Source organism: Isoptericola sp. GX10416 (assembly GCF_056590155.1).
On record NZ_JBWPVO010000005.1, the window covers coordinates 18857 to 36016 of the forward strand.

Annotated in this window: 9 protein-coding genes; 4 read left to right on the forward strand and 5 right to left on the reverse strand. The window is 75.6% G+C overall.

From position 1 onward, the window contains the following. The first annotated feature begins 267 nt into the window (after nucleotides 1-267). Genes ACWAT2_RS09395 through ACWAT2_RS09410 form a run of 4 tightly spaced genes read left to right on the forward strand, consistent with a single transcriptional unit; the run spans nucleotide 268 to nucleotide 5034 of the window. Entirely contained in the window at nucleotides 268-846 is a 579-nt protein-coding gene (locus ACWAT2_RS09395) for a hypothetical protein (RefSeq protein WP_402375508.1), read from the forward strand. Next, nucleotides 843-2087, forward strand: a complete 1245-nt coding sequence (locus tag ACWAT2_RS09400) for a Pvc16 family protein (protein WP_402375506.1) — start codon at nucleotides 843-845, stop codon at nucleotides 2085-2087. The genes ACWAT2_RS09395 and ACWAT2_RS09400 overlap by 4 nt, the downstream gene beginning before the upstream one ends. Beyond that, nucleotides 2084-3988, forward strand: a complete 1905-nt coding sequence (locus tag ACWAT2_RS09405) for an ATP-binding protein (protein WP_402375504.1) — start codon at nucleotides 2084-2086, stop codon at nucleotides 3986-3988. The genes ACWAT2_RS09400 and ACWAT2_RS09405 overlap by 4 nt, the downstream gene beginning before the upstream one ends. After that, entirely contained in the window at nucleotides 3985-5034 is a 1050-nt protein-coding gene (locus ACWAT2_RS09410; RefSeq protein ID WP_402375502.1) for an eCIS core domain-containing protein, read from the forward strand. Before ACWAT2_RS09405 ends, ACWAT2_RS09410 begins: the two co-directional genes overlap by 4 nt. Nucleotides 5035-5085: 51 nt before the next feature. Here ACWAT2_RS09410 and ACWAT2_RS09415 read toward each other — a convergent pair whose 3' ends face one another. From ACWAT2_RS09415 to ACWAT2_RS09435, 5 genes are read right to left on the reverse strand one after another with little or no spacing between them, the layout of a single operon-like run. Beyond that, entirely contained in the window at nucleotides 5086-7002 is a 1917-nt protein-coding gene (locus ACWAT2_RS09415; RefSeq protein WP_402375500.1) for an SH3 domain-containing protein, read from the reverse strand. 10 nt (nucleotides 7003-7012) lie between these two features. Further along, nucleotides 7013-9937 (reverse strand): DUF6519 domain-containing protein, encoded by a 2925-nt coding sequence (locus tag ACWAT2_RS09420; protein ID WP_402375498.1) that lies wholly within the window; start codon nucleotides 9935-9937, stop codon nucleotides 7013-7015. 2 nt (nucleotides 9938-9939) lie between these two features. Next, the gene (locus ACWAT2_RS09425) at nucleotides 9940-12147 is read right to left on the reverse strand and encodes a phage tail protein (RefSeq protein ID WP_402375496.1); all 2208 of its coding nucleotides are present in this window, start codon (nucleotides 12145-12147) and stop codon (nucleotides 9940-9942) included. Beyond that, nucleotides 12144-14606 carry a baseplate J/gp47 family protein gene (locus tag ACWAT2_RS09430; protein WP_402375495.1) on the reverse strand — a complete coding sequence of 821 codons (2463 nt, stop codon included), beginning with the start codon at nucleotides 14604-14606 and terminating at the stop codon, nucleotides 12144-12146. The genes ACWAT2_RS09425 and ACWAT2_RS09430 overlap by 4 nt, the downstream gene beginning before the upstream one ends. Further along, nucleotides 14603-17158, reverse strand: a complete 2556-nt coding sequence (locus ACWAT2_RS09435) for a baseplate J/gp47 family protein (protein ID WP_402375493.1) — start codon at nucleotides 17156-17158, stop codon at nucleotides 14603-14605. Before ACWAT2_RS09435 ends, ACWAT2_RS09430 begins: the two co-directional genes overlap by 4 nt. Nucleotides 17159-17160: the final 2 nt, after the last annotated feature.

The following is a 17160-nucleotide window of genomic DNA, read 5'->3' on the forward strand; positions in this document are numbered from 1 at the left end:
CTGGACCCGACCCAGGACTCCCGGTCCACCGACACCGTGCGCCACCGCCCTGCCGCCGGTACCGACGCACCTCGCGCCGCAGTGTCCCAGTCTTCCGGCGCTGGTGCTGGTGCTGGTGCCGACCCGGCGCCGCCCGCCGTGCCGGGCGATCCGGGCCGTGACGAGCCGCGCCCTGCCACGGCACCGGGCACCTCCGGTCCGACGGAGCCGAGGCGCCCCGCCCTCGCGACTCCGCCTGCTGCGCACCAGCCTCCGCCGTCGCGCCGCGTGCCGGCACCCCGGCAGGATGCCGCGCCGTCGGTCCCGGTCACCGTCCCGGCCGCGGCGGCGCCGAGCCGACGACCGCCCGACGGCGCGCGCGGTCCGCTGCCCGACCGGACCGACCCGGGGCGCCCTGGCCCGGCGCCCGCCCACGGCACGGGACCGACCACCGAGCCCACCACCCGCCCCACCACCGGAGTCGGTACGGAGCCCATCGCGGAGGTCCGCACCGAGTCCAGCGCCGAGCGCTCCACCGGGGTCCGCACCGTGAGCCGCGACGAGCTCTTCGCCCACCTCGCGCCTGCCCTCGCCGCCGACGGCGCCCTGTCCCGCCACGAGGCCGGCCGTCTCGTCGCGGTGCCCTCGCGGAGCACGCGGGGAGACGTCCAGCGGCGATCCGACAGGCCGACCGTCGGGCTCGACCCCGTCGACGTGCCCGCCCAGGGCGAGGTCCACCTGCACATCGACCGCGTCGACGTGCACCGGCCAGACCCGCAGCCCGCCCCTGCCCCGCGCTCGCCGGCTCCTGCACGCGACGACCACACCGCCTACCTCGCCCGGCAGGAGAGCAGGTGGCGTCGATGAGCAACACGCTGGCCGTCGCGGCCGTCACCTCGGCCGTCCGCTACGTGCTGCACCAGTCGCTCGGCGACGAACCCGCACCGGTCGGCGGCGCCGACGTCACCACGCTGCGACCCGCCCAGGTCGCCGAGCTCGGCAACGTCGGCGAGGTCGCCGCCGGGCTGAACGTGTACCTCTACCAGGTCACGCCCAACCACGCCTGGAACCTCGACGGCCTGCCCACGCGGCACCCGGACGGCAGCCTCGCCCGGCGACCCGCCGCCGCACTCGACCTGCACTACCTCGTCACCGCCTACGGAGACGAGGAGGCCCTCGAACCGCAGCGGCTGCTCGCCAGGAGCACGTTGGCGCTCGCGGCCACCCCGGTGCTGACCAAGTCGGTGATCCAGGACGCGGTGGCGACGTTCGACACCGGGGCGACCGACTTCCTCGACGCTGCGGACCTCGCCGACCAGGACGAGGCGGTCAAGATCACCCCGACCCCGCTGCCGCTCGAGGAGCTGTCCAAGCTGTGGGGCGTCCTGGGCACCCCCTATCTCCTGTCCCAGACGTACACCGCCACCGTGGTGCTCCTCCAGGCCGGGCTGCCGGTCCGCACGCCGATGCCCGTCGCGAGCCGCGCACTCGCGGTCCGGCCGTTCAGCCGCGTGCTGCTCGACGACGTCGCCGTCGCCGGCGGCGGTCCGGCGGTCACCGGGGCCATGCTCGTGCTCACCGGTCGCGGCCTGCTCGGCGCCCGGACCGCCGTCCGGGTGGCCGGTGAACGCCTCGCGCCGGACCCCTCGTCGCGCACGGATCGCCTCGCCGTGACCCTCACCGACGCCGTGCGCGCGGGGGTCCATGGGGTCCAGGTCGTCCACGAGGCGGCGCCCGGCGCGCCCGGGGAGCCCGTCCGCGTGCTCGGTCGCTCCGACACCCTGCCGCTCGTGGTGCGGCCGGACGTCGGCACGCCCACCACCACCGCTACGCACGTCGAGGTGCCGGTGACGCCGCCCGTGGCAGCCGGGCAGCGCGCCACCGTCAGCCTCGCCCGCGTCGCCGGCGGGGACGACGCCGACCCGGCGCTCGTGGAGGAGCACACCGGACCGGTGCCCGAGGCGGGACCTCCCCTCGACCGCCTCGACGTGCCGCTCGCCGCGCTCACGCCGGGCACGTGGATGGTCCGGGTCACGGTCGACGGAGTGGCGAGCCTGCCCACCATGTCCGGCGACACCTACGACGGACCCTCGGTGACGCTGCCGTGAGCGAGGCGTCGACGGTGGCAGCGCCGGAGCAGGTCCGCGACCTCGTGGTCGGCGAGCTCGACGTGGTGCGTGCGATCCTGACCGGCGCCGACGTCGGCCCGGCCCAGGCACGCCTCGACCGGTTGCGCGCGGGGCAGACGGCACCCGGCCCGCTGGACGAGATCGAGACCGGGTTCGGGCTCAGCACCTTCGAACGACAGACCTTGCTGCTGGCCTGCGGCCCGGACCTCGTCGGTGCGGTCGGCCGCGAGCTCAGCGACCGCACCGGCAGCCCACGACTGAGCTTCGCGGCCGCGTTGGAGCACCTGCCGGGTGCGCACTGGGACGCGCTCGTCCCCGAGGCGCCGCTGCGCCGCTGGGAGCTGCTGCGCCCGGCGGACCCGACCGCCGTCGTCGCCGGACCCCTCCTCCCGGACGAGCAGGTGGTGCACCGGCTCGCCGGGGTCGACGCCCTCGACGAGCGGCTGGAGGTGCTCAGCCATCCCGTCACCGTGCCCGCCCGGCTCTCGCCGACGCAGTCCGCGGTCGCCGCAGAGGTGGCAGCACGCTGGACCGCGTCCGGACCCGTCGTGCTGCGCGGCCCGCAACCCCGCACCACGCGGGCGGTCGCTGCCGCGGCGTGCGCGGCCGTGGGGCTCGCCCCGCGCCTGCTCGGCGCCGGTGACCTGCCGCCGGCTGCGGGCGACCTGGAGCGCTTCGTGCGGCGGCTGGTGCGCGAGACCGTGCTGGGCGGGGTCGCCTGGCTGGTCGACCTCGACACGTCCGCACCACCCGGTGCTCTCGGCCGCACGCTCGTCGCCAGCGACGCACCGGTGGTGCTCCTCGGCGACGGCGGGTCTGCCACGTCCGCGCTCGAACGGCTCGGGCTGTCCGTCGTCGACGTGCCCCGGCTGGGGGCGGGGGAGCGGCGCGCCACGCTGGCCGGCGCGCTCGACGAAGCGGGCGCCGTCGTGCCCGACGACGAGGTGGCGGCCGCCGCCGGTGCGTTCGACCTGGCGGTGGGTGACGTCGACGCCGTGGCGCTCGAGGTCGCGGCCGGGCGTCCGTTGTGGTCCGCGTGCCGTCGTCGGCCGCGAGGCGACGTGGGCGGGCTCGCCCAGGTGCGCGTCGCGCGAGCGGGCTGGGACCGGCTGGTGCTGCCCGAGGCGCAGCTCGACCAGCTGCACGCCCTGGCCGCAGCCGTGCGGCACCGCCCGAAGGTCCTCGACGAGTGGGGGTTCGGTGCCCTGTCCTCGCGTGGGCGAGGAACGGCCGCGCTCTTCGCGGGCGACAGCGGTACCGGCAAGACGTTCGCCGCCGAGGTGATCGCCCACGACCTGCAGCTCGACCTCGTGCACGTCGACCTGTCCCAGGTGGTCGACAAGTACATCGGCGAGACCGAGAAGCGGCTCGCCCGGCTGTTCGACGCGGCAGAGGACGGCGGCATGGTGCTGCTCTTCGACGAGGCCGACGCCCTGTTCGGCAAGCGCTCCGAGGTCAAGGACAGCCATGACCGCTACGCCAACGTGGAGGTCGGGTACCTGCTGCAGCGCATGGAGGCGTTCGGCGGGCTCGCAGTGCTGACCACCAACGCCCGCAGCGCCCTCGACCCGGCGTTCACACGCAGGCTCTCCGCCGTCGTGACGTTCCCCTACCCGGACCGCACGGCGCGTCGCCGGATGTGGGAGCAGGCGCTGCCCGACGCCGTCCCACGACGCGACCTCGACCTCGACCGTCTCGCCGAGGCCGACCTGTCCGGCGGCGGGATCACCTCCGCCGCGCTGCAGGCCGCGTACCTCGCCGCCGACGACGGCGGGCCGTTGCAGACGGAGCACCTCGCCCGGGCGGTGCGCTGGGAGCTCGGCAAGTCCGGGCGCGTGGCCTGGTCGGCGGCGCGGCCGCGGGCGGGTGCGGCGCGATGAGGGGGCGTGGTCGGCGCGAGACGGTCGAGGACGTCGCCGCGAGGACCTCGGCAGGCAGCGCAGGTCTGCCGCACCTCGATCGGCTGCAACCGTTGTTCGCGGGCCACGACCTCCGCCGGATCCGGGTCAGCGACACGTCCTCGGACGCCGAGACGCGACGGCGGGTGCGGGCGCACGCCTTCACGCAGGGTGACCGGGTGTCGATGCCGCGCGACGCGTCCGTCGAGCTGGCGGCCCACGAGGCGGCGCACGTGGTCCAGCAGCGCAGCGGCTCGACCTCGGACGGTCCCGCTGCCGAGGCCCAGGCGAACCGGGTCGCGTCACGAGCTTCCGTCGGGCTGCCGGTGGGCGCCCACCTGCCGGCCGTCAGGGACGGCGTGGCGGGCCGTGCGCCGTCGGGCACACCCGTGCTGCACCGAGCCCCGAACCAGGCCGGGACGACGGACGCTGACGACGTCGTGCAATGGGTCCGCGACCACTCGGCCGGCCGGACGGTGGGCCAGGTCCTCGACGAGCTGAGCGACGCCCACGGCGGCAACGTCGGCCGGTACTTCTACTGCGACACCTACGGCTGGGTGGACGTGCGGCACTTCGGGGCGGCGGCGAGCTATGCCGCGTCGACGGGCAGCGTGGTGGCGGAGGGCCTCGGGCTCGCCAACGAGATGTTCCAGTGGGCCACGGAGTGGGGCGACGACTACCGCAGCGGCTTCTCCCCGGAGGACATCCCCAGCAACGCCGCCGGGGCGGAGTTCGGCGACGACTACGCGGGCGAGGTCGAGGGGGAGTCCCTCGCGGCGGCGCTCCAGCGCTGGATGCGGGACAACGGTGCCCGTCCGGCCGACGACCCGGTCGCGGACCGCGCGGCGCTGCCCGCGACCGACCCGTCCGTGCGAGGTGGGGGCGGCCGTGGGTCGTCGAACGCGTCGCGGACGCAGAGCACCGTCTCCGGCGAGGCGTCCCGGCAGGCGGGCAGCGCGGAGCATGCGGCCCACCAGGCGCTCGACTGGAAGAACTGGGCACGGCTCTACGGCGTGCCGCTGCCGTGAGCGCGGGTCTCGACCGAGAACCGCGGGGCGGGTGCCGGCTCGGGGCCGATCTCACCTGGCCGACCCGGTCGCGATGCGCAGCTCGGGAATGGAGCGCCGGAGCTCTCGGAGGATGCCGCCGCAGTGGAGGCATGCGGCGAAGTGACCGCCGGTCCGGCGCACCGTGGCGACGACGACCCGCGCCGATCCACCGCTGGCGAGGACGTCGTTGACCGCGAGGACTTCGGCGTGCGTCCCCGGCAGCGACCCCGCACGGCTCGATCCGCGGGCCGCCGGGTTCACGCCGACCGTGGGGAGCCGGTCGTCGCTCTGGACGTAGCGCCGGACGGCCGCCTCCACCCGCGGGTCGAGGTGGGCGCCACCGTGCCGTCGGTAGGCACGACGCAGCCAACGCAGGTATCTGTCGGGGTCGAGCACCCGCAGGGTGTCCTCGGTGACCTCGAGGACACCGTGCCGGACGAGGTTTCGGGTGACCCGCGTCTGGGTCGTTCCGGTGTAGAGGTTCTCGCGGATGTGGGCCCCTCCCGTTCCGCTCTCGCGTGCCGCGGAGGACGCTGGGCTGCGCCTGCTCCCCGGGCCGGTGGGTCGCATGGCGTCGGCGTAGTCCTCCAGCGTCTCGGCCTCGGAGCGGCTGGGCCCCCGCCTGGTCTGCACCGGGATGTCGTCCGCCACCTCCGGCAGAGGGCCGTGCGTGAAGTCGTCTCCGACACCCTCGGCGGTGTGGCCCCGGGAGCGTCGGGGCGCACCGCCCCCGGTACCGCCGGGTGTCCCGTCGCTGCGCCGGAGCCTCCGGGCGAGCTGCGCCGCGCGCCGGCTCCGACGCAACGCTGCCGCGGCCCTCGCCACGCGCGGGATCGCGGCCAGGACCCCGGCCAGCTTCGCCGCCTTGCCCACCCACTTGATGCCGCTGATGATCCCCCCGGAGAGGACCAGCATGAGGACTTCCATGACGGCGTAGCCCGTGACCCATCCACGGAAGTGCCACCTGCTGGCGACGGACGACGCGTTCCAGCGCCGGTCGAACTGATCGATCCACCCTTCGACGAGCTCGCCCCAGTCGAGGTTCTTGATGTCGTTCCAGAGTCCTCGGGCATCGGACAGGAGACTTCCGGTCAGGACGCTCCGCAGCACGTCCCACACCATGGTGACCAGTCCGACGACGCCGGCGAGCACATCCCACAGCGACTCGAGCGCCCCGTGCAGGAGCCCGACGATGAAGGCCCCCGTCCCGATGACGAAGTCGGCGACGGCAGCAGCCGCCGTCTTGACCGCGTCCCACGCTTCGTAGCTGATCGATCCCGAGGAGACGCGGTCTCGCAGGCTGCGCAGGAAGGGCAGGCTCGGGATCCATATCCAGTATCCGGCCCGGACCTGCGTCTCGGCCCAGCTCGCATCGGCACGAGGCTTGTCGATCCCCCGAAGTCCTGGCCCGGCATTGACGTGGACGAGCGCGTTGATGAAGAAGCGGTGATCACTTCCCCAGACGGCGGCACCCGGGTAGTGACGCAGGGAGATCCCCAACGCCGTGTCCCCGGACCGGACCTGGTACAGGTTGGCGTTCGGTTCCGGAAGGTCTGTCTTGATGTACTCGGCCGCGCAGTACCCGATGCGCCCGTCGTTCAGAGCGACGAAGAACCAGCCCCGCCTCTCGGAGTCGACGAAGAGGTGCGTGTTGAGCGGCAGGTGACCGAGCACGTCCGCAGAGGTCGACGGCTGCTCGCGCAGCCGGACACCGCCCGAGCTGCTGACGATGCCGATCTCACGAACTGACCGGCCGGACGAGAGCTCGCGGACGCCGGGCCCGGCCGGAGCGCCTGCCCGGGTGGGCCGGACGCCGGCGACATCATGGTCCGCGACGGCGCTGCCGGCGGGGTCGCGGGCCGGTGCCGGCGCAGGTGCCGGACCGGGCGTCGAGGTGTCGACGGCGCGCTCGGTCCCGCCGGGGTGCATCGCGAGGGCGCCGCCCATGACGACGACCTCAGCCGTTCACACCGCGGGCCACGCGGATCGTGAGCAGCTCGCCGGGCGGCAGCTCGGCACCTTGTGCCGGTTCGGTCGACACGACCGTGCCGCCACGCACGCCCGGCGCATCGATCTCCTCGACCCGCAGCTCGAGCCCGGCCTCGATCGCCCTCCGCTCGACGAACCCGCGCGTGCGGCCTTCGAAGTCGTCGACGATGACCGGTGGGACGACGAGGCGCTGCCGGCCGAACCAGAACCACGTCTCGAAGCGGCCACCGGTGACCTCGTCGGTGGTCGGCAGCACCAGGGCGCTGCGACCGTCGTCCATGGCCACCGTGGCCTGGCCGTTGACGTGCAGGGCCGGGTCGTCGGCAGCCACCACCGCCCAGCCGTCGAGCTGGAATCGCATCCGCAGCGGCAGCGTCCCGTCCGGCACCTGACCCGACTCCTGCCACTTCAGGACCTGGTCGCGGACCCGCGCCAGCACGTCGCCCAGCCCGTCGTTCGGCTGCCAGACGATCTGGCGGGCGTCAGCGCTCGTCTCGCCGTCGAGCGTGATCGTCTGGGTGGCGAAGGTCGTGCCGAGGTCGAAGTCGTTGCCGAGGGCTGGTGTCGGCCACGGCAGGTCCAGCAGCAGCCGCGCCACGGGCTTGCCCTGCACGCTGGCCGGCAGGGGTTCGCCGTCGAGGTCGATGACGACTCCGGAGGAGATGGCACTCGTCTGGACGAGCGTGTCGTTCCGCAACGCGCCGCCGTCCAGGAACGACACGCCTGTCACGTGCAGGCCGGGTGTGCGCGCGTCGGCCGTGTCGAGCCGGGCCGAGACCTGCACGGCGGCAGCCTCCGGCGTCTCGGCGAGGGTGATCGTCAGGACGTCGCTCGGGCCTCGCTCGCGCGTGCCGTCGCCGAGCCGCGGCTGCCAGACGAACGCGGCGACCCCTGCGCGGTCCGTCTCTGACACCGCCACCTCCGTGACGTCGTCGGGCAGGGACGGCGGGACCGCCGAGCCGTCCTCGACCCCCGCCACGCGCGCGCCGTCCGACCCGCGCGCCACGACCTTCGCGGTGACCGGCCCGCACGGGCTGTCCACGACCACGCGGACCAGCTGCGGCACGGTCTGCCCGGTCCTGTGGACCTCCTGGCCATCACCGCCGAGGAGGCGCAGCATGGGCGTGGTCACCACCTGCGACAGCGCCTCCTGCACCGTGCGGGTGCTCGCGAAGCCCTCGCACGCCGGATCCCACGCGACCTGCCGGGCCACGCTGAGCCGCCCGGTGACGACGACGGCGGTCCCGGTCTCCGTGTCGGTGTCGTCGAGACGCACGGCGGTGAGCGTCTGCGTGGTCCCGGCGCCCTCGTCGAGCGTCCAGCGGACGGCGGCCACGCCGTCGGGACCGGTCTGCGTGACCCCGGACCCACCCAGCGGGTCGCCGGAGCTCGCGTCGCGCAGCGTCCCACCGGCGGCGGTGAAGCGCACCGGTGCGCCGACGACCGGCACCCCGCCCTGCCGCACGACGACGCGGACGGGCTCGTCCAGCTCGTCGCCGGGCATGGCCTCCTGGCCGTCACCGCCGACGAGGTCGATCGCCGCCATGCGGGTCAGCGGCGGGAACAGGTGTCGGCAGTCCGAGTCCAGCGTCCAGGTGCCGCCGGAGCGTTCCAGGATGCCGATCGGCGTGCGGTGGCGTGCAGGACCGTTCGGCGGCTGCGGGTCCGGCGCGTCCCACGGCCACTCGAGCGTGCCCTGCCGGGCCGTGACGCCGAACGCGAGCCGCGCCGTGCGGGCCGGGACCAGCCAGAAGTCTCCGACCTGCGGCGTGCCGCCGGACGGGAACCGCACCGTGATGCCGCCCTCGAGGTCGGTCGAGGTGGTGCGCAGCGGGCTCGGCCCGCCGTCCCACCGCCGCACCACGGGCGCCCGGCCGAGTGCTGCGACCGACGTCGGGGCGGCGTCGGCCCACGCGACGTGCAGCACCAGGTCTGCCACCGCGACCACGCTGGCGAGGAGACCCGGAAGCCCTCGCAGCCTGCGGTCGGCGCTCGTCACCTCGACCAGGTCGCCCTGGCGGATCGACAGCTCGTCGTCGCGGCCGGGGCGATCGATGCTCAGCGCGGAGTCTGCCCCGGTCGCCGTGGACACGTCGAGGTCGAGCAGCCCGGCCACCACCGAACCGTTCTCGCGCGACCACACGAAGCGTGGCGTCGGCTCCACGTCGAACACCTCGATCCGGTACAGCTGGTTCTCGAGGCGCTGGTACCCGCCGCCGCCCACGATCCGGCACGGGTCGACGTCGTCGTCCGCCTCGCGCAGCGCCGCCACCATCCGCCGTGGTGCGGCCGGTGCCGCGGCCGCCAGCTCGGAGCACACCTCGCCGTCGAGCGGGTCGAGGCGCACCTGCCAGGCCGTCTGCGCGCGTACGGCGGTGTCGGGGCCGCCGAGTGCGGACTCCAGGAGCTGCGGGCGCTCGTCCGCGGTGACGAGGTGGTCGAACACCTCCAGGTAGGCCGCGTACCGGCCGTCGTCCTCGGGCTCGGCCAGGCCGGGGTCGGCGACCACGCCGGCGCCGATGGTGCGCAGGTGCGGCTGGTTCGCCAGGGGCCAGGCGCCGGGAGCGGCGGTGTCCGGGTTCGGGGAGGCGGCCGCGAGCACCCCGTCGACGTAGTACCGCCCGGGCGTCACCGCGAGGTCCGACCAGGCCGCTCCCGCCGGCGGGGCCCCGTCCGCGAGCGAGACCAGCGCGAACGGTCCCGGTCCGCCGTCGTCGGGCTCCGGACCGCCTGCCGGGCCGACGACGTCGGTGGTGCGCACCTGGTCGTGGTGCGCCGTGATCGCGGCCTGCTCGTTCCACTCCGCGTCGAGGAGCACCCGGCCCTGCTGCATGAGCACCGAGCGGTAGCCGAGCGCCGGGTCGAAGGTCCATCGTGTGAGGTCTGCGTGCATGGTCAGCTCCCGAACATCGCGATCTGCAGCCCGGCCGGGACGTACGGCGCGACGAGACGTCGCGCCGCGTCGATCCGCCCCGGCCGGTGGAGGTGGTGGTGCACGCCCATCTCGGCACCGTCCTCGCCGCCGCGGCGGATCGAGGCCGGTGCGCTCGGCGCGAGCGCGGCGTAGGAGGGCGATCCCGGCACCGTCGAGACGTACGACGGCGCGTCGGTCGTCGTGGTGTCCGACGGCGGCACGCACCGGTAGCGTCGCGGAGTGCGCGAGCCGGGGCCCAGGTAGGAGTAGCGGGTGCAGCCGCGTTGGGCGTCCACGACGCTCGCGACGCCGTCGCACACGCTGGAGGTCAGCTCGAGCACGCGACACCGCAGGTCACCGAGCAGCGTCGTCCCGGCGACGGCCGCGTGGGCGCCCGCCGCGTCGACCGCCTCGACGGGGCCGGTGGGCGCGAGGGCCGGGTCGACGACGCCGTCGGTGATCCGCAGCCGCGGGACGGTCGGCGCGAGGTCGACGCCGCCGACCTCGCTGCGTCGCAGGGTCACGGTCAGGCCACGGTTCGCCGCCTCCGGCCCCACCGCCTCGTCGGCCTCGACCCGGACCCGGCCGGCCACGGTGCACTGGCCGAGGGTGAGCGATCCCAGGTCGCCGGGTCTCACCACGACGTCGCCGGAGACCACCAGGCCGTCCAGCAGCACCGAGCTGCCCGCGGCGCCCGTGACGACGACGTCGCCCACCACCCGGGGGCGCAGGCCCTCGGGGGAGTACACGCCGGGCACGGGCGCCTCGACGTCTCCCGAGAGCAGCCTGCGACCGCGCCAGGAGGCGGCGACGACCACCAGCCGCGTCTCGGCGGGGACGTCGATGCCGACCCCGGCGTACTCCTCGGAGTCACCCACGGACACGACGTGGGTGCCGCCCGTGCTCCCGGGGTCCGCCCAGGTGTCCGCGACGGTCGTGACGGCGTCCGCCACGGACACCTCCAGGTCCGGCTCGCCGGCCTGCGGCGGTGGTACGGACCGCACCGCCACCTGGCTCTGGACGCCCAGGACGGCCGCGCCGCCGCGGTCGGTGTCACCGATGAACGCGTCCGCGGCGAGCGTGTCCTCGTGCGCGCCGCTGCGGTCCTGCGTGCCGGCGCCCACGTCCGCCACCGCGCCGTACGCGTGGTCGACGTGCAGCGCGCCCGGGGTGCCGGCGGCGCCGTCGAGGTACGGGTGCAGGCGTCCGGTCACGACGTCGACCATCACCTGCCAGCCGTCCGTCGGCGCCAGGTCCTCGAGCCCGCACACCCGGATCCGGTCCGGGGCGAGCGGGGCACCGTCCTCGACGCGCACCGCCACCGGGACGGGCTCGCCCGGCTGCCCGGCGCGGGCGGCCCGCAGGGCGGCGAGGAACCGGCGGGGGCGCAGCGGCACGGGCAGGTCGGCCTCGCCGGCGAGGTGCTCTACCGACTCCTCGACGGCCGGCGGGGCGAACAGTGGCTGGTCGAGCCCCAGCGGGTGGGTGTGCCAGGTCGTCACCACGCCGTCGTCGTCGCGATGGGCCGGCTGGGCGACGGCGTCGTAGACCTGGAGGCCGAACACGAAGACGCCGACGTTCGGGATGCCGTAGCGGCCCCGGCCACCTGTCGGGCCCGGGGCGACGGCGCGCACCTCCCCGGTGCGGGCCGTCCTCGTCAGCGCCCCGGACGCGAGCCGCGGGGAGGCGAGCTCGACGTCGGCCGCGCTGCGCAGCGACGCCCACGCCGGGCGGTCCGTGCGCACGTGGTTGACGTGGGTCGTGGTGGCCAGCAGCCGGTAGAGCTCCACGGCCATCGCCGGCCACCCGGTGACGTCACGGACCACCTGCTCGAGCACGGCGACCGTGCCCTTGCGCTGCCGGTACGCGATCGTGTTGGCCACGACCGCCCGGCGCCCAGGTCCGGCGTCGCCCAGGTCCGGGGGCAGGCCCGTGACACCGACGAGCTCGCCGAGGTACGGCACCACCCACTCCGGTGAGGTCTCCACGAACCAGGCGTCGTACAGGCGCTGCAGGTCGTCCTCGACGACGGCCAGCTCACCCGCGACCGCCTCCAGCAGCGCGTGCAGCAGACCGCCGGCGGCCTCATCACGCTCGCGGACGTGGGCGGGCAGCAGCGAGGCGAGGTAGGCGGTGCGCTCCGCACGACGCTCCGGCGTGACGGCGGCCTCGCGCGCGGACCTGGTCATGCGGTCACCTCCACGTCGAGCGCCGTCAGCCGCAGGGCCTGAGCGGCCAGCAGGGCGTCCCGGGCCCATCGGGCGGCGGCGGCGACCAGCAGGTCGTCACCGACGGCGGTGGCACCGAGCGCGACCAGCTGCGGCACGGTGGCGGCGACGACCCCGTCGACGGCCGCGGCGGTCACGAGCACCTGCGACGCCGCCACGGGCGTGGCGAGCGGGAGATCACCGAACTCTGTCAGCAGGGCCGACCGGACGGCGTCGCGCACCGTCTCGGGCTCGTGACGCGGGTGGGCCTGGACGCTCAGCCGTGCCCCGACGTCGAGCACCTCGCCGGGGAGCACCACGTGCGGGGCGCGCACGTCACGGGCGGCACCGATCGTCGCCGCCAGGTCGGCCAGCAGGGAGCCGGACGCCGGTCCGCCGTCGGCGGCGAGCACCGAGACCACGACCGTCTCGCGGCGGCCGTCCCACACCAGGTCCGCCCGGGCCCGGCCGACGCCGGAGTAGGTGCGGGCGAAGTCCGCGTAGTCGTCCACCGACACCACCCGGTCGAGCGTGCGCACCCGTTGCGGCGCGTTCACCCTGGCCGACTCGAGGTCCTCGGGCGGTGCCCAGTCGCGGGAGGGCGCCAGGTTGCGCACCCGCGCGATCCCTCGTGGCTTGCGCACCGGTAGCGACACCTGCCCGGGCTCCGCCGCGCCGTCGGCGCCGATCCCGACCCGGTAGACGGCGCGCACGTTCTCGGTGCCGGTGGGCAGCCGTGCGCCGTGGGTCCCGTCGCCGAAGGTCACCGTGGACAGGCCGTCGTCGTCCTGGCGCACCACGTACACCTGGTCGGTGGGTCCGGCGTCGTGCAAGGACCCGACCTCGGTCCACGCGACACCCTCGACCCGGACCTCGAGCGCGGCCGCCGCCCCGGTCGCGTTCGTCGTCGTGCGGACGTACGTCAGGTGGGGGCGGCGCAGCAGGAACGAGGCGAACTCGGCGCGCCCGTCGCCCGAGCCCAGCACCTGGTCCACGGTCTCGCCGTGCGTCGCGTGCGCCACGTTGCCGTGCACGCGCACCGTGCCCGGGAGGTAGTCGTGGCGCAGCGGCGGCTCGAGCGTGACGCGCTGGACCACCTGCCCCGGGGCTCCACCGCCGCCGGGCGGCGTGCTCACCTGGTCGACCGCGACGACGGTGGTCGCCTCGACCTGCTCGTCGCCCGCCGTGGTGGTGCCCGCCACCAGCACGAGCCGCTCGGGGTCCAGCGGAGGGTCGGTGGCCGTCAGCTCCAGCGTGTGCCCGGTGCCGGGGTCGCCGGCCCCCACCGCGTCGGGACGCGGCATCCATGCTGCGGGCAGCTCCGTGCTGACCGCGTGCACCAGCACGCTGTTCCGTCGGAAGGCGGCCAGGCCCTCCGGCGTGTCCACCGTGACGCGCGTGAGCCGGCCCGACAGCGCGAACTTCGTCGCGCCGTCGGGCACGACGTCGGTGACCCGGTACGACTCCGTGCGGCCGGGTTGCTCCAGCACCATCCACGAGCCGGGGGAGATGGCGGCCGCGTCCCCGTCGATCTCGAGCTCCCGGCCGCCCGCGGGCAGGTCGTAGTCGTCCCAGCCGTCCTGCCGGCCCTGGAGGAGCCCGGGGTCCGGGGCGTTCCACCCGAACAGCGACGACCGGGTCGCCAGGCGGTAGACCCGCACGTCCTCCCGGGCGACGAGCGGACGCGCCCTGCGGTAGCCGATCGGACGGTCCAGCTGCAACCGGGTCCAGCCCGGTGCCTCCGGCGGGGCGACGTCCACCGCGGTGACCTTCCGGAAGTCCCACCGCTCGTGGTCGGCGGAGTGCGGGTCGCCCGGGGAGACCGCACGCCGTTCCGCTCCCACCACCAGCAGGCGGTCACCGAGGGCCACGCCCGACGTCGTCGTGGTCAGCCACACGTCGACGGTGCCGAAGCCCAGCGTCTGGGGGACGCGGTCGTGCACCGCCAGCGTGTTCCACACCCCCCGCGCGACGACCTCACCCGTGGTCTCGAAGACCTGGGGGAGCGACTCGGGGGCGGGCACCGTCTGCACGGGCGTACCCGCGGGGACCACGACGGACGCCGGCGCGCCCGGGGCCGTCTCGGCCTCCAGCGCGAGCTCGACCTGCGCCGCGACGCCCGGGCGCAGCTCGTATCCCAGGGTGCGGGCCAGAGCGCGCACCGAGAGCTGCTCCGTCGCGGTGCGCAGGAGGCCCTCCGTCGCGACGCGCTCGGTGTAGAACGAGACGACGTCGGTCACCACCGCCCACGCGTCGAGCAGCGCGACCGCGGGATCGCGGGCGCTGCGGGTCGCGAGCGAACGCACCGGCGGCAGGTGGTCGCCGTCCGCCAGGGCGGCGCGCAGCCGCTCCAGCGTCGCGCCGTGCGGGGACACCCGCCAGGCGAGCTCGCTCTGACCGGGCGGGTTGTACGGCTCGTAGGGCACGTCGTCGGCGCTCACGGCCTGCCTCCCAGCGCGAACTCGATGTGGCCCGCCTCCGGCCGGTTCGCGTCCGAGTCGCAGCGCAGCAGCTCGCGCGGCGCCATGACGATCTCCGCCGTCCGCAGGCTCTGCGCCGCTTCTGCTCGCGACGCCGCGGCACGCGCGAACCGACGCAGCTCGACCCAGGCCACGCCGTCGACCGCCATCGCGGCCGCCACCACGTCCGACGCCGGCAGCGACTGCCCGAACGTGAATCGGTCCGGGTGGAAGAACCCGTGGCCGCCGTCCGGGCGCCGGCTCGCCGAGAAGACCTCGCGCAGCCGTGCCACGACGTCACCGGGCAGGTAGCCGGGCTCGACGCAGCCACCCACGACGATCTCCAGCGGCACGTGCAGGCGCCGCTCGAGCGTCACGTCCACCCCGGCCATGCGCCGCACCTCGAGCGCGGCCAGCACCTCGGCGCGCAGCACCGGGTCGTCGTCGCGCGCCGCAACCGGGTCGAGCGTGACCGCGTGCGCGTACCACGACCCCGTCCACCGCCGTCGGGCCACCGCCCGCTGGGTCCCGGGATGCTGTTCCGCGACCCGAGCGTAGTCCTGCGAGGTGACCGCCCGGTGCTGGGTGCGCAGCGCCGCCGGGGCGAGCTGACGCACCTGCTCCAGAGGCTCGGGCTCCCGGCCCCCGGATGCCGCGACCGGGTTCCAGACCTGCACGCCGGCCCCGCCGACGGGATCGGAACCGTCGGGGCGCACCAGCAGCCGCACCAACCGGTCAGGGCCGACGTCGCCGGTGGTCCCCGTACCGACCCGGTACGTGGCCAGGGGACTCGTCCCGACCGCGGGGCGGCGCCCCTGCCTGCCGGTGCCGAACCGCAGCCGGGTCACCCCGCCCGGCTCGGGCTCGGCCACCAGGTGGGTGGCCAACCGGTCGCTGCCGAGCAGGTCGGGCCGCGGCAGCCAGGTGCGCAGCCCGTCGTCGAGCAGGAGCGAGGCGGCCGCGCGCCGTGGGTCGGGAGCGAGGAGGGAGGCCGCCGGTGCCGACGGGTCGATCGCGGGATCGACGCGGGACAGCGTGGGACGTTGCAGACGCGGCCGGTAGTCGATGCCGGGGGGCACGCTCGGCGGCACGAGGGCCTCGTCCCGCACCGTCGCCCCGTGGTCGGCGACCACGACGTTCGCCAGAGCCACCGCGCGGGCCTCCGACGTCCCGGGCTCGGACACCGGCAGCGGCGCCGGCAGGGCGTCGGCAGGGTGCCAGCGGACCTCCCACACGGTGCCGGCCGGGTCCAGCGGGTCGGTGTGCTGACGGGCGTCGGCCACGAGGCGCACGGGGAACCGGAGGGCCGGGTCACCGAGGCGCGCCGCGCCGCCGACGGGGACCGCGGCGAGGACCAGCAGGTCACCGGCACGCAGCACCGGGTCGATCCCCGCGGGGGTGCGCACGAACGCCGCCGTGGTCCCCGCCGGCAGGTCGTGGTCGTCGTCACCCCAGGCGTACAGGTCGAGGGCGTTGCGAGCCGGGGAGATCCGCAGGGCGGTGGACGTCTCGAACACGAGCCGGCCCGCGTCCGACGCCTCGACCGGTGTGGTGGGCTCGACGCTGCCGGGTGGGGCGGCCGGTCCGGCAGCCCCGGAGGGAACGTCGGCCACCGGGGTGCCGGCAGGCAGGTCGAGGGCGGTATCGGTGGTCAGGGCCAGCAGGGTGCGGGCCGAGCAGCCCTCGTGCACCGCATAGGCCAGGAGCCGGGCGTGCCGGCGGACCGAGGCCCGCCGGCGGGCCGTGCCGAGGTAGGCCTCGGCCGCGATCGCGTCCTGCCAGTAGGCCAGCCGGTCGCCCACCGCGGCGTAGAGCTCGGCGACCATGACGGCCGGGTCGGCCGGGCTGCGATCGCTCCATCCGGGCATCAGCGCGGCGAGTCGGTCGAGCAGGCGCGTGCGGAGCGCCTCGTAGTCCCGCGCGAGGTAGTCGCCGGGCGCCAGGGCCTCGACCGGGGGGAGCGGCACGGCGGGCACCTGGCAGTCGAGGTCCGAGGGACAGTCGACGCCGAACCGGAACGACGCGGTGGCCAGGGCCGGGTCGACGCCGTCGGGCACCCCTGCGCCGCCGGCGCCCAGCAGCCGCAGCGTGTACGTGGACAGGTCGCCGGAGGAGTCGGTCCGCACCACGAGGGCACGCTCGCGGACGTCGTCGTCGGCGAGGGCCTGCTCCACGAGGCTCCTGTCGGCGTCGGTCACACCGTCGAGTGGCTCCGTGGGCGGCGTCGTCGCGGTCCCGGCGACGGCCACGGCTCCGTACGCCCAGACGACGCCGACCGGGTTGAGGTCCGGGTCCTCGCGCACGCCCCCCGCCACGCCCACCGTCGCCGCGTCCCACCCGTCCGGGACGGGGCCGTTGAGCAGGTGGACCAGCAGCGTGCGCTGGGCGGGTGCGCCCGCGACGTGGCCCGGGCTGCCGTCATGGTTCGAGAGCACCTGGACGAAGTCGACGCCGTCCAGGTCGGCGCGCCCGCGGACGAGGGCACGCCGCGCCTCCCGGTCGATGGCGGCCGAGAACGTGGGTGCGAACGTCACGG